Origin of the sequence: Methanoplanus endosymbiosus (assembly GCF_024662215.1) — an archaeon.
GTDB lineage: Archaea > Halobacteriota > Methanomicrobia > Methanomicrobiales > Methanomicrobiaceae > Methanoplanus > Methanoplanus endosymbiosus.
This window is the reverse complement of the sequence record NZ_CP096115.1, coordinates 1,116,961-1,143,075: the sequence shown is the minus strand read 5'-3', so window position 1 is coordinate 1,143,075 and position 26,115 is coordinate 1,116,961. Positions and strand designations below refer to the sequence as shown.

The following is a 26,115-nucleotide window of genomic DNA, read 5'->3' as shown; positions in this document are numbered from 1 at the left end:
GGTGCTGTTCCTTTTTCAGTACTGATGGTCTTTGTATCCCTTTGGTCTTTATTTTATGCTGTTGAATATAACTATTCTAATTATGCATTTATGATGCTATTCAATGTCTTTCCCTTCTTTGCCGGGGTATTTGTTCCCATTTTATGGCTCTGTTTTGTCCTTGATTATACCGGCAGAAAAAGTTGCATCTCTCTTAGAAATCTGGCATGCCTTCTCATAATTCCGGTTCTGACACTGGCAGTTATTCTGACAAACGGTTATCACGGCCTTTTTGTGAATGCTGCATATAATAGCATCGATGGTTTTGGTTTTATTTCGTTATTTTTTGGTCCCTGGTATTATATCTATATTTTTTACTCTTACCTGCTTATATTTCTTGGATTTCTGTTCCTGTTATGGACATATATCCCGTCCCCGCGTCATCAGAGGGTGCAGATCTCTTATGTTATGGCAGGTGCCCTTATTCCGTTTATCGGCAATATAATATTTGTGACAGGTTTTGCGCCGGATAATCTTTTTGATCTGACACCATTCTTCTTTCTTTTAACCGGAATTATGATCTATATTGGCGTATTCAGAGTTCCCCTTGCTGAGATAATTCCTGAGGCTTACAAAAAAGTATTCAGGAGTATGATTGAGGGAGTTATTGTTGCAGACAGAAATGGAGTCATAATTGACATCAATTCATCGGCAGAGACTATAATGGAGATTAAATCGAAAGATAAGGTTGGTCTGCGTGTCAGTGATATATTTCAGGACATTTCAGAGGATATGGTATATGATTTAAACAGAGACAATGTCAGAAAGATTATTGAGACAGACGGTGATGGCGGGAAAAAATATATTCTCTTTCAGAGTGCACCTCTTGAACCTGAAGCGGTAAATTGCGGATTTATTCTGCTTTTAAGGGATAAGACATCTGAATTTGAAAGCAATATGAGGGAGAAGAAGTCAATTGTACAGATCGAAAAAAATCTGGAACAGCTGGCAATTTTAAACGACCATATCAGAAATCCATTATCTGTTATTGTGGCCATCTCCTCTCTTGATGAGAATCCGGATAACAAAGAGATTCTGAAACAGGCGGGTGAAATTGACCGGATAATTGATGAACTTGACAATAATTATCTCAAATCAGACAAGATCAGAAGAGTCCTTAGAAATCATTATGATATGGAACTTAAGGACTGATGAGATCTATATACATAAATTTCCCCTCTATTTTATCCTCTGATACCGCCCTCAATAAGAAGCATCATTATTCAATAGATTCTAACATTAAGGCACTATGCCAAACCTTAATGTAGCTGTGCTCGGATGTGCCGGGTATGCAAAGACCATCGGAAAGGAAGGAACACAGTCCGATGTAATATTATACAATCTTAAGAAGGGAGAGGACACCGTAACCCTAATCGAACCTGTGAAGTACCCTGAGAAACTTGCACCGCTCTTTTATACTGCATCAATGGCAGATTATGCCATCATTGTTGTTGACGGCATCACTGCTGAGTTTGGTGAGACTGTACTGATGGCAGACTGCGCCGGCATAATATCCGGCTGTATCATTCTCAGAAATTATATTGATAAATCCCAGATTGCCCCGCTCATTAAGGGCACAGTCCTTGAGAACTACGAATTCTCTGAGGATGACCCGATCTTTCTCCGTGAAATGCTGCTAAAGGAGGCTGCATCCCTTGAGTTAAGCAAAGATGACAGTCCCGGCACTGTATCCATAGATCACCACTTCAATGTAAAGGGGATAGGAACGGTTATTCTTGGCACGGTTGTGAAAGGTACAATTAAAGTTCATGATTCCCTGAATGTTCTTCCGGATGAGAAGACTGCACAGCTAAGATCAATTCAGAAGCATGATGATGACTTCTCCGATGCACATGCAGGTGACCGTGTCGGTCTGGCTCTGAAAAATATCTCAGCAGATGACCTCGACCGCGGATTTGTTCTGACAACAGATGACAATGTTAAATATACAGATACATTCTCCGGAGAGGCTGATATTGTGAAATACTGGTCAGCACCCATTGAAGCCGGAATGGTGATTCATCTTGGCCACTGGATGCAGTATGTATCCGGCAGGATTGAGTCTGTCTCAGGCAATGACCCTAAAAAACCTGAAATAACACTGAAACTTGATAAGAATATTGTCTATCTTCCGGGTGACCGGGCAGTGATTCACCAGCTTGACTCAGGAAAACTTCGTGTAATGGGCACAGTTAATCTGAAATGACTCCGGAAATTTATATTTAACTCCGGAAATAATTTACGGACATCTTTTTTTCATATTTTTCCTGTTTAATTCTCTTTTTAATCCTGTTTTTCCGGAAATTGTGCTCTATTTTAACTTCGATCTTTTTCGAAGTCAAAGATAGGGTTAATATTTTAAAGAACAACTATCTTCTGATAACTATGAAGGCAGGAAAAAATATAATTCTCGCAGTCATGCTCATTGCAGTTCTGGCACTGGCAGGCACTGCATCGGCAGAGATTACAGAGGATGACAGGCTTATTCATGTCTCAGGGACAGGTAAGGTTACGACAGATCCGGATGTTGTGAAGATAACCATAGCCGTTGAGACTGAGAATACAGATGCCGTTAAGGCACAGCAGGAGAATGCTGAGAGAATGACACAGACTGTAAACAGCTTAAAAGCTATCGGCCTGACCGATGACGAGATAAGCACAGCAGGCTACAATATCTACTCCTATACCACAGGTTCAGACTCTCCGTTTGGCAAGGATAAGAAGATCTATAAGGTTACAAATACAGTTCTGGTAGAGACAGGCAAGATTGATCTTGCGGGGGACATCATTGATGCAAGTGTTCTGAGTGGTGCAAACCGGATAAACAGTATCTATTTCACACTCAGTGACGAAAAGTCACAGTCACTGAGATCACAGGCAATTACTGCGGCAGTTGAGCAGGCAAAACTTGATGCAGATGCAGTATCAGCAGCGCTTGGCGTAAAAATCTCCGGTGTGAAATCTGTCAATGTCGGTTCGAGCTACACGCCGTACAGTTACAGCAACAGTATGGACTATGCGGTAATGGAGAAGTCTGTGGGCGGTATGGCTGCCCCTACTCCGGTAAGCCCTGACACCGTTGATGTTACAGCATCGGTCTCTATTGATTATCTGATAATGTAACCGGAATTTTTTGGGGCAATATTGGTATATTTCTCCGGGAATCAATTATCTTTTAAATTTTTTACCTTTTAAAGCCTGAATCTCCGGTCATCTCTTACTCTCCGGATCTCATTGTCCGGTTCTTCTGCATAAATTCCCGGAATAATTTAATTCAGATGGCTATGCAATTATAATCAGGAATTTTCATGACTGACGCTAATATTATGAAGAAGAATGCCGGTTATTATGCCGCAGAACTTGTTGAAGACGGGATGATTGTCGGACTTGGCACAGGTTCAACAGTATTTTTTGCAATGGAAAAAATATCCGCTATGATAAACGAAGGCCTTGACATAGTAGGAGTTCCGACATCCTATCAGGCGATGAGGCGTGCAAGGGAATATGGCATACCGCTTGGGACGCTTGATGATTACCCTACACTTGACCTGGCAATTGACGGAGCAGATCAGATCGATCCTAAACTCAGAATGATTAAAGGCAGAGGTGCGGCACAGACCATGGAGAAATGTGTATGCGATGCGGCAGACAGTTTCATTGTTGTAAGCGATCCTTCAAAGCTCTCTGACAGACTTGACGCAGTCGTTCCTGTTGAAGTCATACCATTTGCCTGCTCAACCATGATGGAGACAATAAGGAAACTTGGCGGAGTTCCGGTTGTAAGGGAAGGCGTAAAGAAGGACGGGCCGGTGATAACAGACAGTGGTAATTTTGAGATTGACTGCTCTTTTGGAGTAATATCTGATCCTGAAAACCTTGAGAGCAGACTGAATAATATACCTGGAGTATTATCCTGCGGACTATTTACACAGTACTCTTCCAAAACTAAAGTTGTAATCGGAAAGAAAAATGATGTTGAGGTTATTTTACTTGGCGATTAAGCCTCTTACCTTCTCAATAAGTTTGAGCTGAATATTAATTTCCTTCTCTTTTTCGACTTCAATGATATCAACAATGTCATTGATGTCCTTTGAGAGTGAATAGATCTTAACCGGCCTGCCTTTGCTCTCTGCTTTGCTCTCGCGGCTGTCAATCCATTCCTTCTCCATGAGTGTCCTCATAGCAATGCTTACTTCAGGCTGCCTGAGATCTGTTCCTCTCTCAATATCTCTTGATGTTGCTTCATTGGTATTTGCAAGATATACAAGGACCTTTGAGACATTTCTCTTCATGCCGATCTCTGTAAGCAGATTGGCAAGTTCTTCTTCTGCATCTGTAAATGTCAGTACTCTTTCAAGTTTCATATCTTCACCAGAATTATTTCTTAGAATTTATGTCAGAATGATATATATAGGTGTTTATCCTTATCAGGGTATTTCCAGTACTGAAATTAATACTAAGAATATTGAACTGTAAAAATGAAATTTGTTATTTTACCAAAAATATTATATGAGACCCAGATTTGAGAGGTCTGACATGATTTTTATGACTGCCGCTTTTGCGTCTTTCGGCTGTTTTCCTCCGGTTATAATCAGTTTTCCTGAACCAAATAAGAGAACAACAACTTTTGGCTCATCAAGGCGGTACACCAGTCCCGGAAACTGCTCAGGTTCATATTCTATCTTTTCAAGATTAAATCCGACTGCTATTTTATTAAGATTTATTGGCGATCCAAGGTCTGCTGATGTCACAATATTCTGGATTTTGTACTCAAGGTTGTCAGGTATGTCAAGTTTTAGTGCCCTGAGTTTCTCTCCAAGGATCTCAAGACCTTTTGAGAGATTGTCAACACTCTTCGCACCCGTAAGTACTACCTTTCCGGAACCAAAAACAAGCGCTGCTATCTTCGGGTCCTGCATCCTCAGTACAACGCCGGGAAATCTCTTCTTATTATACTCGGCATCTTTGATCTCTTCATTTATCATCTGAAGATCAAGTTTGTCAGCGACCTTTGCGGAGGCCACAATATTTTCTATCTTTAAAGAATCTTCAGGATTCACCTTCATGTTTATAAAAAGGATTTATATGTTATATAAATGATTGCTTGGTTGTCAAATTCGACAGATGAATGCGCAACCCGGATGCATATTTAAAGTGTTCTATATTCTACACGATTAACTGTTACAAAATTTTATCTATAAATTAGATCAATTAATGGTAAGCAAATCCTAACGAATGTTTTTTCGTCATTTGTTGAAGGGTATGTCTGTGCCGGAAAATGCAGATTCTGTAATAATATCTGAACTGATACAGGTGCATTTTCGGGCCTCTCCAAAGCCCCCTTTATAAAAAAAGAGGATTAAAATATGGCAGAATGGTTATTAAGTGAAGCAGAGGGATATGATTTCCTCAAAAAATATGATGTGCCGGTACCTGAATACAAAATTGTAAAATCCGCAGATGATGCAGCAGAGTCTGCAACTGAGATTGGATTTCCGGTAGTCATGAAGATCGTCTCACCGCAGATCATCCACAAGAGCGATGCCGGAGGTGTCATCGTTGGTGTGAGCAGTGCAGAAGAGGCATCAAAGGCATATGAGAGGATAATCTCAAACATTTCATCTGCGAATCCGGATGCGGAGATTGAGGGTGTTATTGTTGAAGAGATGGCTGAACCCGGTGTTGAGCTTATCATCGGCGGAAATACTGATCCATCCTTTGGAAAGACCATAACATTCGGAATCGGTGGAACTCTTGTCGAATTCTTAAAAGATGTCTCGCTCAGAATCCTGCCTTTAACTGAAGATGAGGTCAGGAAGATGGTCAGGGAGATCAACTCCTACAAACTGATCTCCGGTTACAGGGGTTCAACACCAAAGGACGAGGACGGACTTGTAAAGATTATAATGAATGTCTGCAAAGCCTTTGAAGAGACTGAAGACTTAAAGGAGTTTGACATTAACCCGCTCAGGCTGTATGAAAATGGTGCATGTGCGGTGGACACAGCCTTCATCTTCAGTGATGAGCACAATGGCAGTGAGGAGGAGCATGAACTTGTTCCGGTTGAATATTTCAATCCATCATCCATCGCAGTCATAGGCGCATCCGAGACTCCCGGAAAGATGGGTTATGCTGTTATGCACAAACTGTCATCATTCCCAGGCAAACTCTATCCTGTCAATCCAAACAGGGATCGCATTATGTGCTTTAAGACATATCCAAGCATTCTTGACGTTGAAGGGGATGTCGATATGGCTGTAATTACAGTTCCGTCAAGGCTTGTGCCCGGAGTAATGGAGGAGTGCGGCAAGAAGGGTGTAAAGATTGCGGTTGTAATCACTGCCGGATTTAAGGAGATGAGCGAGGAGGGCAAAAAGCTTGAAGATAAGATGGTTGCCATTGCAAAGAGGCATGGCACAAGAATTGTCGGCCCTAACTGCCTTGGACTTATCAGCCCCCACAAGGGATATGATACCACCTATGTCCAGAGATCTCCGACTCCCGGAAACATTGCCTTCCTGTCACAGAGCGGTGCGATTGTAAATGCTGTTGTGGACTGGAGTCTTACGCATGATGTCGGATTTTCATCTGTCGTTTCTGTAGGCAACCAGAGTGATTTAACCTTCCTTGATTATCTCCACTGGGCAGAGTCTGATGAGAACACCGATGCCATCATCATGTATATCGAGGAGATAAACAACGGGAGGGAATTCATGAAGCGGGTAAGTGAGGTTGCAAAGATAAAGCCTGTTGTTGCAATCAAATCCGGTTCATCAGCAAGGGGCCGTGCCGCCGCTGCATCACATACAGGATCTCTTGCAGGAAGTTATGAGGTCTATATGGAGGCCTTCCGGGAAGCAGGCATTCTTTCGGTTACAAACCTTGAAGATGCCTTCCTTGCAGCTGAATTCCTCTCACATCACAAGCACTATCCGCTTGGCAGACGGGCTGTAGTGGTTACAAATGCAGGCGGTTTTGCAGTTCTCTCAACCGATTATGCAGAGCGCTATGGTATTGAGATAGTTGATCTGCCGCAGAATGTTATTGACGAGCTGAACACTTTCCTGCCGGAATTCTGGAACAAAGGCAACCCTGTCGATCTTCTGGGTGATGCTGACGGAGAGAGGTTTGCAAGAACCTTCAATGTCCTTGCAAAGCATGACGATCTCTGGGACATCTGTGTGGTAATAGGATTCCCTAACCTTGTGCTCACCTCGGAGAGGTTTGCAAAGCAGATTATGCAGCTCTCGGATGACACTGACAAGCGCATAGTTTCAGTGCTTCTTGGAGGTGCAGAGATGACAGGAGGGCGTGAGATCCTAAGAGAGAATAAAGTGCCTCCGTTTGAGGAGCTTGAGACCGCCTTCCGTGTAGTCGGCAGGACACTTCAGAGCAAATTCCGTGCAAAGGGTCAGGGACTCTTTTAATCCTTTTTTTATTTTATAATTTATATCATTCAAACCCTTTGAAAAGACCCATAAAGAGCATTATCACCGGGAATATCTCAAGGCGGCCAATCCACATGATAAATATATAGACAACCTTGCTGAAAGGGCTTAAATCCGGCCCTGCAAATCCTGTGCTTATCCCGTTGTTGCATGAAGCTGATACGACATCAAAGAGAACCATACTGGTGTCATGGTCAGGTGTCTCAAAATGCATTATCAGCACCACAGCAATAAATATGGTCATTATGTAGAGCAGAATTATAATCATATTTCTGGACACTTCGGTCTCTGCCTGTGCCTTTGGAATTATCTTTCCGCCGTACCTGAAAGGAACAATTACTTTGCTGCTGACATAGCTCCGTCTGAACCACCAGAGAATCCCCCTGTATGCCATAGCTGCCCTTGACAGTTTAATTCCTCCGGCTGTACTGCCTGAAGATCCGCCGATGAACATAAGAAATATCAGGGTGAGGACAGTAACCGGTGCCCAGAGACTGACTGCTGCTGTCTGAAAACCTGTGCTTGTTGCACCTGCAACTGCCATAAAAAGACCTTTTCTCAGGGCATCAAAACCTGAAAGCCCCCTGTACATGATGAGATCGGCAGTGATTATTATGCAGCCGATCAGTATGAGCATTAACAGAAGTTTTATCTGTTCATCCTTTAAAAATCCGGATTTTCTCCTGTAATACATGGTATAATATATTTTAAAGGGAAGGGCACCTGCAATCATCACCGGAATTATGAGCATTTCAAGCAGTGCATTGTTGTAGTACGGAATTCCGGCGGTATGCACTGAAAAACCTCCGGTTGCAATTGCAACCATGGCAATATTTACAGAATCCCACAGCGGCACACCTGATAAGAGAATAACAACTATTGAAATTCCGGTTAGGATAAGATATATCTTCCACATCTGAAGACCCTGCTGCACGACACTTGGCATAAATGCCTCGGTTCTGCCTTCAGATCTGTAAAATCTTGACTGGTTCAGTCCTGTCTTTGAGAGCATCACAACCGTAAATGCAACAATGCCAAGACCGCCCAGCCACTGCATAAGCGATCTCCAGAAGAGTAGGGTATGTGGTGTTGAATCCACGTCATGAAGCATGGTAATGCCGGTATCTGTCCATCCTGACATTGATTCAAAGACTGCATCAAGATAGGGCATGTCAATGCCGAGTGAGAATGGTATTGCACCGATAAAGGCACATACCAGCCATATGAATGCAACTGAAAAGAGCGCCTGGCTTACTTTTGCCTCTCTTTTGTTCTCCGGGAAATGTAACAGTACTGTTCCCAGAATGAAGAGGGCAACCGGCACAAGAGCCATCGGGACAAGCATATCCCATTCCTGATAATAAAGTGCAATAAGCAGCGGAAATATTGTTCCGACACTTAAAAATCTGAAGACTGTCCCCAGATCATCTGCTATTATTGAAAACTGTTCCAGACGATTCATCCTGAATACCATTCAGATCATCAGGGCATAGTTAAAACCTTTTCCATATTGCAGTGAATCTCAGTTCACCTGTTTTTCCGGAAAAAAAGGGGTTGTGTGATAAAAATTACTTTTTGTTTGTCCACAGGCCGTGGACATTACAGTGTTCAAAAGCTTTTACTGCGATGTTGTCCACCGGAAATATGGCTGAAGGTTCATCTCCGGGCTTTAGGTATTTCAGCATGAAGCAGTCCCCGTCAGCTATTGCTATCCATTCAATGTGGTGCTCCTCTGCCATTGGATGCAGTGTCGAGCCGACAGTCACCTTAATTCCGCCGTCCACCTTCTCAATCACCGGGACATGCTTCTCATTTTTAAAGTCTGCTGTTTTCTCTTCCAAAAGCTCCATTTCACTGCCACAGCATGAGAGGTCTCCCTCATATGGATTGATGGGCATCACAATTCCGTTACATTCCTTACCTTTATAAAATTCAAATTTTTCTGGCATTTCCTGCACCTCTGTTATTATGCGATATTCTTCTCTTTATGCTTCTTTAATATTTCGTCGGCAAGACTGTCCAGCGCGAGGAAATTATCCTCAGCCGGAGTTCCTTTGATGTAAACCGGCTCTATAACCTCTGCATCAAGTTTTGCAGTCATTGCCTGAAGATCAGTCACTGTCTTTCCGCCCCATCCGTAAGAACCTATTATGCTGACAAATTTTGCCTTTGGCTTTAAGATGTTTGCAATAAATGCGATATTGGCTGCTTTTGGGTGCGGACCGAAGAGGACTGTCGGGGTTGCAATAACGATAGTTGCGGCATCCAGCAGATCCATTGCAATTGCGCCTGAGTCAGCCCGGCCAAGATCATACGGCCTTACCTCAATTCCTCTTCTGATAAGCGCGTCAGTTAAGTATAAGACCATCTTCTTTGTGCTTCCGTGCATGGATACATAAGGGATGATTACACGGTTTTTTACATCATCAGAAGACCATTCCCTGTACTGGTCGAATAGTATCTCCGGACTGTTGCAGAGAGGGCCGTGGCTTGGCGCGACAATATCAATATCATACTCTTTTAGCATGTCAAGATATTCTGAAACCTTCTTTCTGAAAGGCATCATAATCTCGGCAAAGTAACGCTTTGAGAGTATATAGTGTAAATGATAGTCGTCAATAAAGAGGGATGATGTTGCATAATGTGCTCCAAAGAAGTCGCATGAGAAGAGAATTTTATCCTCTTTTAAATATGTCATCATCGTATCCGGCCAGTGTACCCAGGGCGTAATTCTGAACCGGAGGGTTTTATCTCCGAGGGACAACTCTTCCATGTCAGATACGGTCTGCATCCTGAAATCCGGAATTCCAAGCATACTTTTTAAGAGTTCTTTTCCTTTCTCTGATGTGATTATCTTTGCCTGTGGAAAAAGCTCAATAAATATCCCCAGCGCACCTGAATGGTCCTGTTCAGCGTGATTGACAATGATGTAATCAATTGCGGTTGCGTCAGATTTTGCAAGGTTTGTGATAAATTCCTCTTCAAAATCAGAATCTACTGCATCAATGAGTGCAGTCTTTTCAGACCCTGTGATAAGATATGAATTGTAACTTGTTCCGTCGGGAAGCGGCAGCATTTCATCAAAGATCTGCCTGTCCCAGTCAGTAACACCTACTGAGTAGATATTTTCCTTAATCGTTCTTACAGTCATGCTTATTCTGTTTTTACGAAATCACTTTTATTTGCTCCGCAGACCGGGCATCTCCAGTCTTCCGGCACTTCACTGAACAAAGTGCCGGGTTTGATTCCGGCATCACCTTTTTCTGAATTGTAGATGTGGCCGCATACTGAGCATTTCATCTTTTCAGCCATTTTAGCCGACCTTTATAAACTTTGATTTCGCTGCACCGCACTTGGGGCAGATCCATTCTTCGGGCAGATCTTCAAATGCTGTACCTGGTTTGATTCCACTTTTTTCATCTCCTGCTTCAGGGTTGTACACATATCCGCACATTCTGCATTTCCATTTTGTCATGATTAACACCTCATTATGTGAAAAATCCCATATGGAATTTCCCTGTGATTTCTATACAATATAATATAATTTAAATGTGTGCCCCAACTTTTATGCAGTCTTAAGAGTCACACATATGCCGGCATTTCTGCCTGCACACAGAATGGATGAAATATCAGGACGTTTGATGATAATATTTCATGAGAATATGAAGAGATAAAATTCCGGATATAAATTGTCCGGAAATTCTGCAACAGATCTGAATAGCTGATATTATCCTGTGGTCGTTCTGCACTGATTAATCCGGCAGAATATGTGCTTAAAAAAGGAAATAGTTTTGTTATGTTAGTTTTTCTGTTAATCAGTCATCTTCAGGGCAGTCAAGTTCGGCTACAATATCAAGAGGATCTTTTTTAACTTTAACAAGTTTTGTTATCATTCTGAGCCTTTCAATACCTATGAAATGCTCAGCCATTATCCTTGCAAGCGGGGATACTGTTATCCTGTCCCTGTTGTATGAGATCAGCCCTTCTTTCCTTAAAACCCCTTCAATATCCTGCATCTCCCCGACCATTGTATTCTGCATCTTCTCAATATCCTTTATATTTCCTTTGCAGATGATTGCATTGGCGGCGAATTCCTCTGAAGACTGTTCATCGTCATAGACAGGGGCGACTTCAAACATCTCACCCTTAAGAAGGTTTATTGCAACTTCCTCTTCAGTGATCTTTGTCTCTCTTGAGTATGATGCACCCGGCTCTGCAAGAATTACAACCTTTCCGATGTCATGGTAATCAGGTCTTCCGGCCCTTCCCATCATCTGTAAGAACTCCTGCACCTTGAGCCACTCAATACCCATTGCAAGCGATTCAAAGATGACCTGTGATGCCGGAAAGTCAACACCGGCAGCAAGTGCCGCAGTCGTTACAACGGAAGAGATTTTTCCGTTCTCAAACTTATCCTCAACCTCGTGCTTCTCCTTTGCAGTAAGTCCTGCATGGTATGGCGCGGCATTTTTTCCGATAGCCTCAGCAATTTCATGGCATTTTGCCCTTGAATTCGTGAAGACTATCGTCTGACCCCTGTAGCCTTTGGATGACTTCTTCTGAAATTCAATTGTCACCATCCTCTTTATGGTCGGCACTTTCTGCTTCTTCTCCAGAAAGATTAGATGCCTCTCAAGGGCAACCGGCCGTTCCGCATAACTGACAAGTTCTGCATTGAGTTTCTTTGCAAGGAGATGCGGCAGGCCGATTGTGGCGCTGAGGTAGAGATACTGCGCCTGCGGTGCAACTGTTTTCAGCCTTGCAATCAGTCCGTCAAGCCTGTGCCCCCTTTCAGGGTCTTCAAGGGTCTGAACTTCATCAATCACAACCGTACCGATATTTTTTAACTCCCTTCCAAGCCTCAGGTGATGATCTATTCCCTCATATGTCCCGACAATTATTGATGATTCTATATTTCTGCGTGCCTTTACCTTCGTTTCAGGAATATTGAGCCTTGAAACTCCGGTTTTAAGGGCGACATTCAGGTAAGGGTATCTTTTGGTAAACCTTGAGTATTTCTGGTTTGCAAGGGCTACCAGTGGCACTAAGAAGAGCATATTTCCCCTGCCTTCGGAATGGTTTTTTATGCCTGCCATCTCACCTATGAACGTCTTTCCGCTTGCAGTCGCCGCAACGGCGAGGATGTCACGCCCAGATAAAAGGCCGCTTTTGACGCATAACTCCTGTACAGGCATAAGATTTTCTACACCTGATGCCTCAATGAATTTTTTGGGGAGTGGCAGGTCTTTTAACGCCGTTGTCTCCTTTATCTCATGTGCCTGGAGTGTGTCAAAGAGGGTATTTGATTTTTCCGGATTTTCAGGCTGAACTATCGCTAAAACCCTGTCAAGATCCATATACAGTTCCAGAAGCCTTTCAAGGTGGTCGGTGGACATAATCCCCATGCCGCCCATGAAGCCAAGTTCTCTTCTAAGCTCCTTCTTTGCACAGTCAAGGCAGATCTTCTCCTTTCCGTAACTGACTGAATTTTTATTCTTAAGCGGTGTTATCCTGTCCTCAACCAGGCAGATTCTGCATGCTGTAAGAGGAGTGAATTTAATCTGAAGATCTGAGAGAAATGATTCTATTTTTTTGTCTTCTGATGTTATTCTGATGTCAGCGTGCCTGATTAAGTTGATCAGCTCTTTTGTCGGTGTATTTTTGTAATGCCTGCCGCCGGCATGCCTGATCCGGAAATTTTTCGGCCGGTAACCTCTTGAGGTCTTTGAAAGCTCAACCGTTCCTGTTGCTGTAACAGAAAGCTTGTTGTAAAAAAAAAGGCTATACTGGCTTTTTTTAGGGTAAATAATAATTTTCATCGTGATATCAGGTCATGAATCACATATCTCAGGTTCGCGGTTTCAAGCCTTTTTAAATAGTCTGTGAATTCTTCATCAACAATGACGACTGCACATTCAAGCCCGTGAACTGCTGCTTCTATTACTCCTTCGCGTGCACCAAAGAATGCGTCTGCCTTTCCTCCGGCATTTATTATAGCAATATCTGCTTCTATACCTATCGCACCAATAAATCTGCTCTTCTCAAGAATATCCCGTAATAGTTCAGGTCTGACATTTTTTGACCCTCCTCTCTCTATTCTTGGTACCTTGCAGACGTGTACGATTCCTCTGTGGTGATTAATTATTCCTTTAAGGCCGGAAATTCCTATATCCATGCCGGCTTTGGCATCTGAAACTGCCTCTCCCCTGGCATCTTCTTTGCTGAGATTTGCGCGGAGGTAGCCGTCTTTCATAACGACACCTGCAATATCACCTTTCTGTATGTCGCACTCAGCTATTGCAGTCCAGACTGAGACCTTCTGGATAATGTCCCTTGTAATATGTCTGGAGTAGGATTCAAGAGCTTCGGCATTGTTTGTGACCCACTCCACTCCTTTTGGTGTGATTGTGTAACTTCCCCTGCCCTGTGATGCCACCATCTCGTCATCGACAAGTTCTCTTATGTATTCGGAGACTGCCTGCGGAGTTACGCCTAGTTTTGCAGCGATCTCCTGCTGCCTTAAGGCCGGCTGATTCTCTGCAATTTCAACGAGAATCTGAAAACGTGTTGCTTCTTTTTTGCTTCTTAGAATAATATATAGGGGATCATTCTGGTTTTTCAACAAAGATCAGCCCCTGCCCCTTTACTTCAAGATTTGATATTCTTTTTGCAAGACCTTTCACAAACACAGGACTTATCCCGTATTTTCTTCCGATGTCATTGACAGAATTATTTCCTGCGCGTACATCTTTTATTATTTCGTCTGCCCTGTTTCTGAGGTCCCCGTTGTTTGAGACGGATATGTATATTATATCTCCAAGGTCATCCATAGGGCACTGGAAATTTGCCCTGAATTTGCTGTATGTTGTTTTAAATTCCATTGCCGGTTTTCCACCGGGTTTTGGCATTCTCCACTTCTCTTCAATCAGATTTCCTTTCTTTAAGAGAATAATACATTCACGTACTTTCTCAGAATCAGCTTCTTCAGACAGTTCTTCTTCAGTCATCCAGTTTTTGCTTAACTGGCTGTAAACCAGCTTAAAATCCGGATCATTGAATGTAATCAGAAGCGGAACTAGATCCAGAGGATCATTAACAATTCTAATATGTCCCGTCAAAGTAAAACCCAATACATATATTGACTTTAAAAAAAATAAAACTATTTAGTGATTTTAAGGATTGAACAGGGAATTTTCTTTTAAATAAGTATCATATTCCGGCAGAGGTGTACTGCTTTTTGTCTGTTAATGCGTCGTTTATAAGGCAATACATCGTCAGTTTATGGGATGTTGCAAACATAACCGGATAATAAATAAGACCTGGTTTATTCTTTGCCGGAGTCTTTCACCAATAAGAGGAGAATATTATGCAAAAATGCGGCAGGATTATTGTAAAAGGTATTGTGCAGGGTGTTGGGTTCCGGCCTTTTGTCTATTCTCTTGCAAAGAAATATGACATTGACGGTTCAGTACAGAATCTTGGTAGTGAGGTGAGGGTTGTCGCATCCGGAGAAAATTTTGGTCTTTTCTTATCTGAGATCCGGAGGGGTACACCTCTTTCAAAGATAGACTCGGTTGAGACTGAGGATTACTCCGGCACAGTAGGTCCCGGATTTTATATTGATAAGAGCAGTACAGGCACTCTTTCCGGTTTTATTCCGGCTGATGTCTCAATCTGTGATGACTGTATTGCTGATATCAGGGAGGTGGGTGGCCGGTATTACAGGTACTGGGCTACTTCCTGTGTAAACTGCGGGCCGAGGTACAGCATAATTTCGGAGATTCCGTATGACCGTGAGAGGACGACTATGGATGAATTTCCAATGTGTGGGTGTTGCAGGGCAGAGTACGAAGATCCACTCTCAAGAAGGCATCATGCGCAGACTATTGCGTGCCGGAATTGCGGGCCCGGACTGTTTTTGTATGACAGATGCGGAGATCCGGTTGACTGCACTGATCCTGTAATGATGGCTGCCGAGCTGCTTGATGCCGGGCATATTATGGCAATCCGGGGTATTGGCGGGTTTCATATTGCCTGCACTGAGCGGTCGGCTTTACTCTTAAAGGAGAGGCTTGGGCGGACTGAGCAGGCACTTGCGATGATGGCCGGGAGGATGAGTTTTATCGACTCTGTAGCTTTTGTCTCTGATGAGGAGAGGGATGTTTTAAGAGGGCCTGAGCATCCGATTGCTGTTCTTGTGAAGCGTGATCGGGACCTGCTCTCTGAAGTGTCAAATCTGGATACAATCGGCATTATGCTTCCCTATTCCGGCCTTCATCATCTCATCTTTGATAACCTGAAAGCGCCGTTTCTGATAATGACCAGTGCGAATTCACCCGGAAATCCGATGATCACCGAATATGAAACTGCTATTGATAAGCTGTCTTCATCAGTTGATTATTTCCTGACACATAACAGGGTTATAAACAACCGCTGTGATGATTCGGTTGTACGGGATGGTTATATCATCCGGATGTCACGCGGCTATGCTCCTAAGAGAACGTCTGCTGATCTGGGTGACGGTTGTATTCTTGCTGTCGGTCCTGAGCTGAATTCAAATATTACAATCTACAAAGAGGGTTTTTGCTATACATCGCCGCATGTGGGCAATGTGAGAAATCCATCAACCCTTGAGTATCTCACAGAGACTGTTCAGAAGATGGCTGCTATTACAGGTGCTGAATATGATATTATTGCCCATGATATGCACCCGCAGTTCTTATCTACACGGTATGCAAAGGAACTCTCTGAGATTTCCGGTGCTGAACTTATCCCGGTTCAGCACCACCGTGCACATATTGCTGCGGCATGCACTGATCCATGTGTCGGCATTGCTATTGACGGGGTTGGTCTTGGTGATGACGGAACTGTGTGGGGCGGTGAGGTCTTTGCCGGATGTGTGCCTGAGCTTGAGAGGGTTGGCCATCTTGAGACTGTTAATATGCCTGGTGGTGATCTTGCCACACGGTTCCCTGAGAGAATGCTGTACGGAATTCTGCCCGATGATCTGACTGCCGGAATTTTAGCCGGACGGGGTATGTCTGATCTTGAGCTGAATGTTTTAGGGAGGCAGGTTAAGACCGGAATTAATGTTGCAAAAACAAGCAGCACGGGAAGAGTGCTTGATGCTGCATCTGCTCTTCTTGGTATCTGCCGTGAGAAGACCTATGATGGTGAACCTGCGATGAAGCTTGAAGCCTCTGCGTCTGCCGGAACTCCGGCGGAATGGGAGAGGGAGTTTAAAACCGATTCCGGGTGCAGGGTTTTTATGACTTCATCACTTCTCAGGCGTGCACGTGCTGATTACCTCTCCGGTATGAATGTTTCAGATATTGCGGCATCATTTCAGTATAATCTTGCGGCAGGCATTGCTGAGATGGCTGTGGAGTCTGCCGGAATTTTAGGTTATGAGAGGGTTGCAGTCTCCGGCGGGGTTGCATATAATAAGATGATTCGGGAGACCATTGTCGGAATTATCAGGAGGGAAGGTTTTATTCCTGTTCTGAACAGTGAATTTCCGCTTGGTGACGGATGTATCTCATATGGACAGTGTGTATATGCGGGTAGGATGGTTTAGTGGCCAAAATTCCGTTTTTTGTGAATTTGAAGCTTAAATGGGAGTTATATTTGTAGGGGATGTACAGATCCCAAAATAATGCTGCAAAGAAAAGTCTATTATTTTTCCGGATTCCGGAGGTATTAAGTGTGGACCAGACTTTTAACCAGGTTTATCAAATCTGCGGATTTAAATGGTTTTTTAAGTGCCCTGGCAAATCCAAAATCCTCTGGTTTTTTCATTGCCCCGCCTACTGAATCTCCGCTTGTAATTACCGCTGATATCTCCGGGTCATGCTCTTTTATTGATTTTATAATCTCGATTGCACCGATATCCCCGGGTATATTTGCATCAAGTATTACAAGATCGAAAGGTGTGCCTGAATTCAGACTGGATTTGAAGTTTATGACTGCTTCACTTCCGGATGAAATCGCAGTTATGTCGTGTCCGTCTCTTTTTAGGAAAAGGGTCATGATCTCCCTTATCGCTTCCTCATCATCAACTATCATTATTCTTGACATAGGTCATTTATAATTATGGTACACTTATTGATTCTCTCATTTAATAGTCTTTATTGATTTACACCATCTATCTTTGAAATAATATTTAATATATTCAGTACTTTAAATTAAGTGCTCGATTAATATTTAAAATTGATGAATATTGTTTTAAAAATGTCTTACTGTATGCCCCTAAATTGAATATTATATCCAAATGTCCTGCATTTCAAATTTGAGGGATAAAAATGTATTTTGTAAACCGATTTTGGTTAACACCATTTTATCCCACTTGAACCACAACACACTGCTTCATATTTCATGAATAAATGTCTGAATAAATGAGTTTGAATCGAAATTATACCGTTTCCAGTAAAGATATTGTAAAATTTAAAATAGCTACCGCTAAACCTGGCCATCTGCATACTCAATTCATGAAGATGTCTGAATATCAGCTTATGGCAATTTCATTAAGGCTCAATAAATGGAAATGCTCCCAAGCCTCTTTAATTAAGATAGTGATAAAATGGTGCAAGGGAAATCGATCTCTATAAATTACCTTTGGTCCCCTCTGAAGTTTTGCAAATCTCTTCCATTTGATTGAAACCCAATGGTTCTGTATTATAAAAGAGATTAAAAAATAATAAAACCTAACTACCGGATCCTTAGTGGATGTCCTTGCACCACTTTTATTAGCAAGGACATATGTGGACTCAATGGCAAATCTGTGTTTATACAATCTTCTAATCGATTTTGGAGATTTACATACCTTATAAACTACAAATGCTCGATGAAGTACACCATTTTTGCCTTTCTTTCCCATTTGATAGACAATACAGTCAACTATTTCTATCTCCAATGGGAACTTTGATTTTGAATTTAGGGTGTGTTTAAAGGATTTTGATTTTTTACCTTTTAGATTCTTTTTGAGTTCCTCACCATGTTGCTTCACCGGCATGAGGTGTGGGACATCTGATTCTTTTAGGTAGCTAAAGATTTTACCTGTGTAGAACTCCCTGTCTAACATTAAACATTTTATTTTCAGACCTAAACTCCGAATTAACTCAACACATGTTTTTATTCCATCAAAATTATTATCATTATCTTTCCAGGGAATAACAAGAAGGGTGAGGTGCTTATCCTGGTCCACAATCGATAAAGTCATGTAAGCAAAGAACTTGGTTGTCGATGCTTTCTTCTTGTTGCGTATAATATTAGGATCTTCTTCTTCGTCTTTAACCCCATAATATGGCTTGAGGGTTTTATCAATAGCAAAATTGTAAGCCCTGCCTTCTATAATTATGCCTTCCCCTGCCAATAAAAGTATTTTAGAGGAATCTGATTCTAATTTCTCCATGTCAATATTATGTAAATATTTCAGACAGGTTGTATGGGATGGCAAACCATCTGTCATTTTTACAAGTCCTGAAATCGAATTTTTAGAACATGCCGCTGCTATTGTTCCTCTTACAATTGTTTTTGAATCATAATATCTGCCATCTGGAAAGGAGATATGATCCTCAATAATATCACAGATCAATTCAAGTTTTCCAAGCTTCAGTCCTGTATCTGACTGGATTTTGCTGTTTTTTTGACCAAATATTGCCACAAGGATGATGTTTTGGAGGCAATATATATCTATTGATTGGCAATTGGTACATCAAAAAAACAAGATCATATTGAACATTTGTCTGATTCAGATTGTGCAAACATTCCACGGCACGCAGCAGAGGTTTTGACACAATATAATATTGAGAAGTACTTAACTATTTGAGTTTAGGCAGAAAACTCCGGGGTCTTATGTGATGAAATTTGCGGAATCTTTAAAGTACTGATATTGGGGTTTTGCGAAATAATATTTTTGTTGAACTCTGCTTTTCGGTCTCATTGGCCGGCAGGAAGGCTAAAATTTCTGATGAGTAGGATGAATTATTCTGTCAGCCGGAACTTTTTGGTTACTGACTGCCGGCCTGCTTATATAGCCTGGTTATTTAAGAAATCCGGAATATTTCCGTTTTTTAAAAAAAGTTGATTTATGATCATTTCAAATGATCATAAATTCTGAATTATTCTCTTCTGGAGATTAAGAATCCGCAGAGGAGGGCACCCATAACTGAGATCATGATGATTCCGGGTGCGACAGGCGACTTTGTTGGCTGTGGTGCAGGGTTTAAGGTTGCATGAAGCTTTACAGTCTCGCCCTTTGCAGGATAGTCTGAAATCTGTGCTGTAAATGGTGTATATCCACTCTTCTGAACAGAATATGTTGTGTACGGGGTTCCGGTTGTGTAAATCTCAACTGTGAGTTCGCCGTTTGCTGTCTGTCCTTTGTAGTCTGAACCAAAGTAAACGTCAGCACCGTCAACATTGCAGTACACAACGTAGTATCCTGTGTCGCCGCCTATTGGTGCCGGAGTCGGTTCAGTGGAAGGGTTCAATGTAGCATAGATATCTTCCTGCTCGCCCATTGCCGGGTTTGTGTCAATGTTCTCAAACCATGTTGTGTAGCCCGGCATTTCAACTGAAATTGTTTTGTACGGAGTTCCGGTGGAGTACACAGGCACTGTAAGTATTCCGTTTACAATCTCGCCTTTGTATTCTCCGTCCATATAGACTGCTGCACCGTCCACATTGCAGTGGATATTATACCATCCCTGATCTCCGCCTACAGATGCGGCTGATGCTGCACCTGCGAGGAGAATTACGGATAGCAGTAAAATTCCTGATAAACATACCTTTCTCATCTTAATCACCATAGTTAGGAAATATCAAAATTATTTCCTGTTATGTGTTCTTTACATCATCTTTGACATATTTACGTCAATATGACTTTTGTGTTCATTTCATACCGGTTAATGAACTCTATGAATAATTTGCCTTTTTAGTCTTTATAATTTTTTACTGGAAATATCTGAAATGTCCGGGTATTAGGCAGGGTATGATTCAGTTCTTAAAATATTTATAAACCCGTATGTGGTTTATGTCGGATTGGTTTATCATACAATTTTTTTCGTTAATGGGGATTAAATCAGTATGGGAATTTCCGGGTTTTATGCGGGGCTTTGATGCTGACTGTTCTGTCAGATTGTTTATCTTCTACTTTTTTGTTGCGAAATATAAACAAATATAATGTGTAAATATTCAATCTATTTATTCCGGATAATATGTGTATCTGGTTATTTGGATGATAGATTCTGTAATCGCTGAAATGATCCGTCCGGGTTTGATTTATGATGTGTCGAAATATTTTGTAATAATCTCTGTAATGTGGCAATATTATTCACAATTTTTCAGATTTTAATGATTTATTGGTGAATATTATTATAACTCATTGGAGACATAATTCAGTATAATTTAATTATGGTCTGATTGGTAAGGATGACTTTGTAATATACTTCATTATGGTGTCGGTTGGAGGCTGATATGAGTGAAGTTTTTGTATCCGTAAATCTTGTTTATTTTTTTCATCGGTGCAAAGGATATATTATATATTATTTCCGGATGGCGGGGCCGTCAAAAGTTACCATAAATGCGATATTAATTTGCAAATCTGGGTAGGTGGTTCTACTCATAAGTTTCGGGGAGTTGGGTTATAATGGAGTGTCAGCGTTTTTATTCGGGCGTAGTAGGTTTCTCTTACTTTAGAGTTTTTTTATTGTCATTATTTGTGGCAATACTTGTATTGACGGGAACTGTGAGTGCTTACAGCGGTGGAGATGGTTCCTCCGGTAATCCCTATCAGATAAGTACAGGGGCGGACATCATCTCCCTTTCAACAGACTCCGGAAACTGGGGCGGAGATAAATATTTCATCCTGGCCAATGACATTGCCCTTGTCAACAGTCCGACTGAGACAATTGGTAATTTTGGTGATAATTTCGCCGGTAGTTTTGACGGCCAGGGTTATATCATAAGTGATTTTACGATGGATAAAAGTGGTTCTGATTGTGTTGGTCTTTTTGGTTGTCTTAATTCCGTTGCAGAAATTAAAAATCTTGGTGTTGAGGCTGGGTGTGATGGTGTAACAGGGAAGAGTCATGTTGGTGTTCTTGCCGGAGCAAATTTGGGCAGAATTATTAACTGCTCTGCAACGGGTGATGCAACTGGTTCAGTTAATGTTGGTGGTCTTGTTGGTTATAATTTAGGCACCTTAACAAACTGTTATGCAACTGGCAATGTCACTGCAACGGACTCTGCCGGTGGTCTTGTTGGTCATAATCAAGGCGTCACCTTAACAAACTGTTATGCAACGGGCAGTGCCACTGCAAATAAGGATGCCGGTGGTCTTGTAGGATGTAATGAAGGCCCAATAACAAACTGTTATGCTACTGGTGATGCCAATGGCGGTGGTCTTGTTGGTTATGATATTAGCACCTTAACAAACTGTTACAGGCATTATAACGGAGGAAATCTTAACGGCATATATGTATCTAATCTGACGAAGTTCATGGACATTGCATTCCTCACCGGAACGACACCCAATGAAGGTCTTGCATGGTCACCTGACATTATCAGTAATGATGCCGATCATTCAAAGATTTGGAAGGCGTTTGCAGATAAAAGCCAGTTCCCGGTGTTCCAGTGGCAGACTTTTAAAACCGGAACTCTTCAGGTAAATTCAGATCCTGATGGGGCGAAAGTTTACCTAAATGGGGTTGATACCGGGGTTACAACCAATGCAGTTTTATCTGATATAGCTGAGGGTGAATATAATGTCACAGTTGTACGTGATGGTTATGCTTCCTCACCGGAATTTTTGCTGCTGACGCTTGGATCGGATGAAACCAAAGCGGTTGATTTTACTTTAACTGAAATAAAATACAGCGGGGGGGATGGTTCCTCCTTGAATCCTTATCAGATAAGCACTAAAGAGGATCTTATTGAATTATCAACTGATTCCGGGAACTGGGGTCCGGGTAATTACTTTATTCTGACAGATAACATCTCCCTCTCTTCCGGAAGTCCGACTGAGACGATTGGTAATTCGAGTACCAGGTTTACCGGCAGTTTTGACGGTCAGGATTATACCATAAGCAATTTCACGATGGATAAAAGTGATTCTGATAATGTTGGTCTGTTTGGTTATGTCCATACTGGTGGAGATATTAAGAACCTTGGAGTTGAAGCTTGTGATGATGGTGTAACAGGGAAGAGTTATGTTGGTGTACTTGTTGGTTTTAATTCTGGCACTTTAACAAACTGTTATGCAACTGGTAATACTTCTGCAACAATGAATTTTGCCGGTGGTCTTGTTAGTTATAATTTAGGCACCTTAACAAACTGTTATGCAACTGGCAGTGCCACTGCAAAAGGATATGTCAGTGGTCTTGTTGGTGTTAATGAAGGCACAATAACTAATTGTTCCGCAACTGGCAGTGCCACTGCTGCTGGTGACTATGCCGGTGGTCTTGTTAGTTATAATTTCGGCACCTTAACAAACTGTTATGCAACTGGCAGTGCCACTGCAAATAAGGATGCCGGTGGTCTTGTTGGTTATGATATTAGCACCTTAACAAACTGTTATGCAACAGGCAATGCCACTGCTGCTACACATGCCGGTGGTCTTGTTGGTTATACTAATTGTGATGCCTTAACCAACTGTTATGCAACAGGCAATGCCACTGCTGATACATATGCCGGTGGTCTTATTGGTTATAATTTTGGAGGCGACTTAACCAACTGTTATGCAACAGGCAATGCCACTGCTGATACATATGCCGGTGGTCTTATTGGGGACAAGAACTATAACGGTAACATAAATAATTGTTATCGTTATGCTGACAACGGCAATAGTTACGGCACCTATATTTCTGATATGACGAAATTCAGGGACTATGATTTCCTTACCGGAAGTACGGTAAATAACGGTCTGAACTGGTCAACAGGCATAATCAGCACTGATGCTGATTTGTCGAAAACATGGAGAGTATCCACATATAAGTGCCAGTATCCTTTCTTCCAGTGGCAGTCTTTTGGAAATGGAACTCTTCGGATTAATTCAGATCCTGACGGAGCGACAGTTTACTTAAACGGGGCTGATACTGAGGTAGTTACTAATACAACTATCTCTGAGATTCCGGAAGGGTATTATAATGTATCAGTAACAAAAGACGGTTATGGGACAAAATATCAGACAATTATGCTTGCCGATGGTACAACAGCATATGCCGACTTCACACTGGAAAGAGATGTTGGAACACTACAGGTAAACTCTACACCTTCCAGTGCTCTGATCTACATAGACGGCGAGAGCACGGGCAATTACACCAATTTTACTTTCACCAATTATCTGGCTGGCACCTACAACATAACCGTTGAACTTGACGGCTATGACAACGCCAGCGATGAAGTGACACTTGAATCAGGTGAGACTGAAACTGTTGACTTTACTTTAACTTTGGATCAGAAATACAGCGGCGGCAGCGGTACTTCAGATGACCCTTACAATATCAGCACAGAAGAAGACCTGATCTACCTCTCCGGACATTCTGAAGACTGGGGCAGTAATTTCAGTGTGATTAATAATATTGCCCTTGTCAGCAGTCCGGCTGAGACCATTGGTAATTCAATTACCAAGTTTACCGGCAGTTTTGACGGCCAGGGTTATACCATAAGCAATTTTACAATTGATAAGAGTAGCTCTGATAATATTGGTCTTTTTGGTTACATTTCCGGTGGAGAAATTAAAAACCTGGGAGTTGAAGCAGGAGCAGGTGGCGTTAATGGGAATACCTCTGTTGGTATTCTTGCCGGAAAAAACAGCGGGGGCATAATAACAAATTGTTCTGTTACTGGTGATTCAACTGCTGCCGTTGATTATGTCGGTGGTCTTATTGGTTTTAATGAGGGAAACAGCCAGTTAATAAACTGTACAGCTACCGGTAGTGCAACCTGTAGTAGAAATTACGGCGGTGGACTTGTTGGCACTAATGACAACAGTATTATAAATAATTGTAGTGCCTCCGTTTATGCCGAGATCTCTCATTATAATGTTGGTGCTCTTGTCGGGCGTAATAATGGTAAGATTATAAATAGTTTTGCTACTGGTAATGCCACTACTCTCTTTTCTAATAACGCCGGAGGTCTTGTTGGAGAGAATGCCGACGGCAGTGAAATAATATATTGTTATTCTACGGGTGATGCAATCGCCAGTTCTTCAGACCACTTTAATGTCGGTGGTCTTGCTGGAGTTAATCATGGTACAATTACAGACAGTTACTCAGTTGGTAATGCCACATCTGATAATTATGTCGGCGGTCTTGTTGGAAATAACGATTTTGATGGCACCATAACCAATTGTTATGCAACCGGAAGTGGTATTGGCAATAGTCATTCCGGTGGACTTGTTGGTGATAATAAAGGAGATATTGTCAATTGTTATGCAACCGGAAGAGGTGTTGGAGATAGTAATTCCGGCGGACTTGTTGGGGTTAATAGCGGAACTATTGATAATTGTTATCGTTATACCGGGAATGAAGGTGATTCAGGCACCCATATTTCAGATATTACTAAGTTTAAGGACTATGAATTCCTAACCGGAACTACGGAAAATAATGGTCTGAATTGGTCTTCGGGTATTATAAGCACTGATGCTGACTCAGCAAAAGTCTGGAGGGCATTTAGTTACAAAGGACACTATCCAATATTTCAGTGGCAGTCTTTTGGTACTGGCACTATTAATGTAAACTCGACTCCGGCGGGTGCAGAAGTTTTCCTGAACGGTGTTGATACCATCAGGACTACCAATGCAACTCTCTCTGAGATTCCGGAAGGGATGTATAATGTAACAATATCCCATAGTGGTTATACTTCCAGTCCTGCATTTTCGGTTGTGGTGCTTGAATCAGGTGAGACTGAAACTCTTGACTTTACTTTAATTTCGATTCAGAAATACAGCGGGGGCAGCGGCACTTCAGATGACCCTTATAATATCAGCACAGAGGAAGATCTGATTTATCTGTCCGGACATTCTGAAGACTGGGGCAGTAATTTTAGTCTGGTCAATGATATAGCTCTTAATGAAAGCGGACCTACTGAGACGATAGGTAATATTAGTACTTATTTCACCGGGAGTTTTGACGGTCAGGTATATTCAATCTTTAATTTTACGCTGGATGAAAGTGGTTCAGATAATCTTGGTCTATTTGGATATGTCGGTTCCGGCGGAGCTATAAGAGATTTAAATATTGAAACTGCCGGTGTTGGAGTAAAAGGAAATAATAGTGTTGGTATTCTTGCCGGCTGGAATTGTGGTTTAATTGAAAACTGTTCTGCAACAGGTGACTCCACATCTGTGGTTGATAATGCAAGCTGTCTTGTTGGATGGAATTCCGGTACAATAACCAACTGTTCTGCAACCGGGAATGTCATTGCGGGACGTAATTATGCCGGCGGTCTTGTTGGATGGAATTCCGGTACAATAATCAACTGTTCTGCAGCATGCAATGCCACTGCTGCTGGTGGTTCTGCCGGTGGTCTTGTTGGGAAGAATGATGGTGGCTCCCTAACGAATTGTTCTGCAACGGGTAATGCTTCTGCTACAAAGCAAGCCGGTGGTCTTGCTGGTTATAATCGA

20 protein-coding genes (1 of these 20 only partly in view) are annotated in these 26,115 nt (G+C 42.0%); 7 read left to right on the top strand and 13 right to left on the bottom strand.

The window, feature by feature from the left end:
* The first annotated feature begins 21 nt into the window (after positions 1-21).
* The 4 genes from L6E24_RS04780 (at position 22) to rpiA (ending at position 4,040) form a co-directional block, all read left to right on the top strand.
* Entirely contained in the window at positions 22-1,191 is a 1,170-nt protein-coding gene (locus L6E24_RS04780; RefSeq protein ID WP_373021260.1) for a histidine kinase N-terminal 7TM domain-containing protein, read from the top strand.
* A 97-nt stretch (positions 1,192-1,288) separates the two neighbouring features.
* A complete protein-coding gene (locus L6E24_RS04775) occupies positions 1,289-2,245 on the top strand; it encodes an EF-Tu/IF-2/RF-3 family GTPase (RefSeq protein WP_257743577.1) in 957 nt (318 codons plus the stop codon).
* A gap of 179 nt (positions 2,246-2,424) precedes the next feature.
* Positions 2,425-3,162 carry an SIMPL domain-containing protein gene (locus tag L6E24_RS04770; RefSeq protein ID WP_257743576.1) on the top strand — a complete coding sequence of 246 codons (738 nt, stop codon included), beginning with the start codon at positions 2,425-2,427 and terminating at the stop codon, positions 3,160-3,162.
* Positions 3,163-3,347: 185 nt separating this feature from the next.
* Positions 3,348-4,040 (top strand): ribose-5-phosphate isomerase RpiA, encoded by a 693-nt coding sequence (gene rpiA, locus L6E24_RS04765; RefSeq protein ID WP_257743575.1) that lies wholly within the window; start codon positions 3,348-3,350, stop codon positions 4,038-4,040.
* Here rpiA and mreA read toward each other — a convergent pair.
* Together mreA and L6E24_RS04755 are read right to left on the bottom strand one after the other, a co-directional pair.
* Positions 4,026-4,403: an MreA family transcriptional regulator gene (mreA, locus tag L6E24_RS04760; RefSeq protein ID WP_257743574.1), complete on the bottom strand. Its 378-nt coding sequence runs from the start codon at positions 4,401-4,403 to the stop codon at positions 4,026-4,028. The two genes, rpiA and mreA, sit on opposite strands and share 15 nt — an antisense overlap.
* A 141-nt stretch (positions 4,404-4,544) precedes the next feature.
* The gene (locus L6E24_RS04755) at positions 4,545-5,105 is read right to left on the bottom strand and encodes a TATA-box-binding protein (protein WP_257743573.1); all 561 of its coding nucleotides are present in this window, start codon (positions 5,103-5,105) and stop codon (positions 4,545-4,547) included.
* 300 nt (positions 5,106-5,405) lie between these two features.
* Here L6E24_RS04755 and L6E24_RS04750 point away from each other — a divergent pair, with 300 nt between their 5' ends.
* Positions 5,406-7,466: an acetate--CoA ligase family protein gene (locus L6E24_RS04750; RefSeq protein WP_257743572.1), complete on the top strand. Its 2,061-nt coding sequence runs from the start codon at positions 5,406-5,408 to the stop codon at positions 7,464-7,466.
* Positions 7,467-7,491: 25 nt separating this feature from the next.
* Here L6E24_RS04750 and L6E24_RS04745 read toward each other — a convergent pair whose 3' ends face one another.
* The 8 genes from L6E24_RS04745 to L6E24_RS04710 all read right to left on the bottom strand — a co-directional run bounded on the left by L6E24_RS04745 (position 7,492) and on the right by L6E24_RS04710 (position 14,605).
* Positions 7,492-8,949, bottom strand: a complete 1,458-nt coding sequence (locus L6E24_RS04745) for a TrkH family potassium uptake protein (protein ID WP_257743571.1) — start codon at positions 8,947-8,949, stop codon at positions 7,492-7,494.
* 106 nt (positions 8,950-9,055) lie between these two features.
* On the bottom strand, positions 9,056-9,436 hold the full coding sequence (locus tag L6E24_RS04740; RefSeq protein ID WP_257743570.1) for a desulfoferrodoxin: 381 nt from the start codon (positions 9,434-9,436) through the stop codon (positions 9,056-9,058).
* Positions 9,437-9,453: 17 nt separating this feature from the next.
* On the bottom strand, positions 9,454-10,638 hold the full coding sequence (locus L6E24_RS04735; protein WP_257743569.1) for an FprA family A-type flavoprotein: 1,185 nt from the start codon (positions 10,636-10,638) through the stop codon (positions 9,454-9,456).
* A 2-nt stretch (positions 10,639-10,640) separates the two neighbouring features.
* Entirely contained in the window at positions 10,641-10,799 is a 159-nt protein-coding gene (locus L6E24_RS04730) for a rubredoxin (RefSeq protein WP_257743568.1), read from the bottom strand.
* Position 10,800: 1 nt separating this feature from the next.
* Positions 10,801-10,962, bottom strand: coding sequence for a rubredoxin (locus tag L6E24_RS04725; protein ID WP_257743567.1), 162 nt, complete (start codon positions 10,960-10,962; stop codon positions 10,801-10,803).
* Positions 10,963-11,302: 340 nt separating this feature from the next.
* A complete protein-coding gene (locus L6E24_RS04720) occupies positions 11,303-13,306 on the bottom strand; it encodes a DEAD/DEAH box helicase (RefSeq protein ID WP_257743566.1) in 2,004 nt (667 codons plus the stop codon).
* A complete protein-coding gene (locus tag L6E24_RS04715) occupies positions 13,303-14,112 on the bottom strand; it encodes a DUF7839 domain-containing protein (RefSeq protein WP_257743565.1) in 810 nt (269 codons plus the stop codon). The genes L6E24_RS04720 and L6E24_RS04715 overlap by 4 nt, the downstream gene beginning before the upstream one ends.
* Positions 14,093-14,605, bottom strand: a complete 513-nt coding sequence (locus L6E24_RS04710) for an ArsR family transcriptional regulator (protein ID WP_257743564.1) — start codon at positions 14,603-14,605, stop codon at positions 14,093-14,095. The genes L6E24_RS04715 and L6E24_RS04710 overlap by 20 nt, the downstream gene beginning before the upstream one ends.
* Before the next feature lie 248 nt (positions 14,606-14,853).
* Between L6E24_RS04710 and hypF the strand changes: the two genes are divergently transcribed.
* Entirely contained in the window at positions 14,854-17,064 is a 2,211-nt protein-coding gene (gene hypF / locus L6E24_RS04705) for a carbamoyltransferase HypF (protein WP_257743563.1), read from the top strand.
* A 122-nt stretch (positions 17,065-17,186) separates the two neighbouring features.
* Here hypF and L6E24_RS04700 read toward each other — a convergent pair whose 3' ends face one another.
* From L6E24_RS04700 to L6E24_RS04690, 3 genes are all read right to left on the bottom strand, one after another.
* Positions 17,187-17,564 (bottom strand): response regulator, encoded by a 378-nt coding sequence (locus L6E24_RS04700; RefSeq protein WP_257743562.1) that lies wholly within the window; start codon positions 17,562-17,564, stop codon positions 17,187-17,189.
* Positions 17,565-17,991: 427 nt separating this feature from the next.
* Positions 17,992-19,149: a transposase gene (locus L6E24_RS04695; protein ID WP_257742442.1), complete on the bottom strand. Its 1,158-nt coding sequence runs from the start codon at positions 19,147-19,149 to the stop codon at positions 17,992-17,994.
* 457 nt (positions 19,150-19,606) lie between these two features.
* The gene (locus tag L6E24_RS04690) at positions 19,607-20,284 is read right to left on the bottom strand and encodes a peptidase associated/transthyretin-like domain-containing protein (protein ID WP_257743561.1); all 678 of its coding nucleotides are present in this window, start codon (positions 20,282-20,284) and stop codon (positions 19,607-19,609) included.
* A 950-nt stretch (positions 20,285-21,234) separates the two neighbouring features.
* Between L6E24_RS04690 and L6E24_RS04685 the strand changes: the two genes are divergently transcribed.
* Positions 21,235-26,115, top strand: partial view of a PEGA domain-containing protein gene (locus tag L6E24_RS04685; protein ID WP_257743560.1) — the beginning only. 22,995 nt of this gene lie beyond the right edge of the window; the window shows 4,881 of its 27,876 coding nt (coding positions 1-4,881); its start codon is at positions 21,235-21,237; its stop codon lies off the right edge, out of view.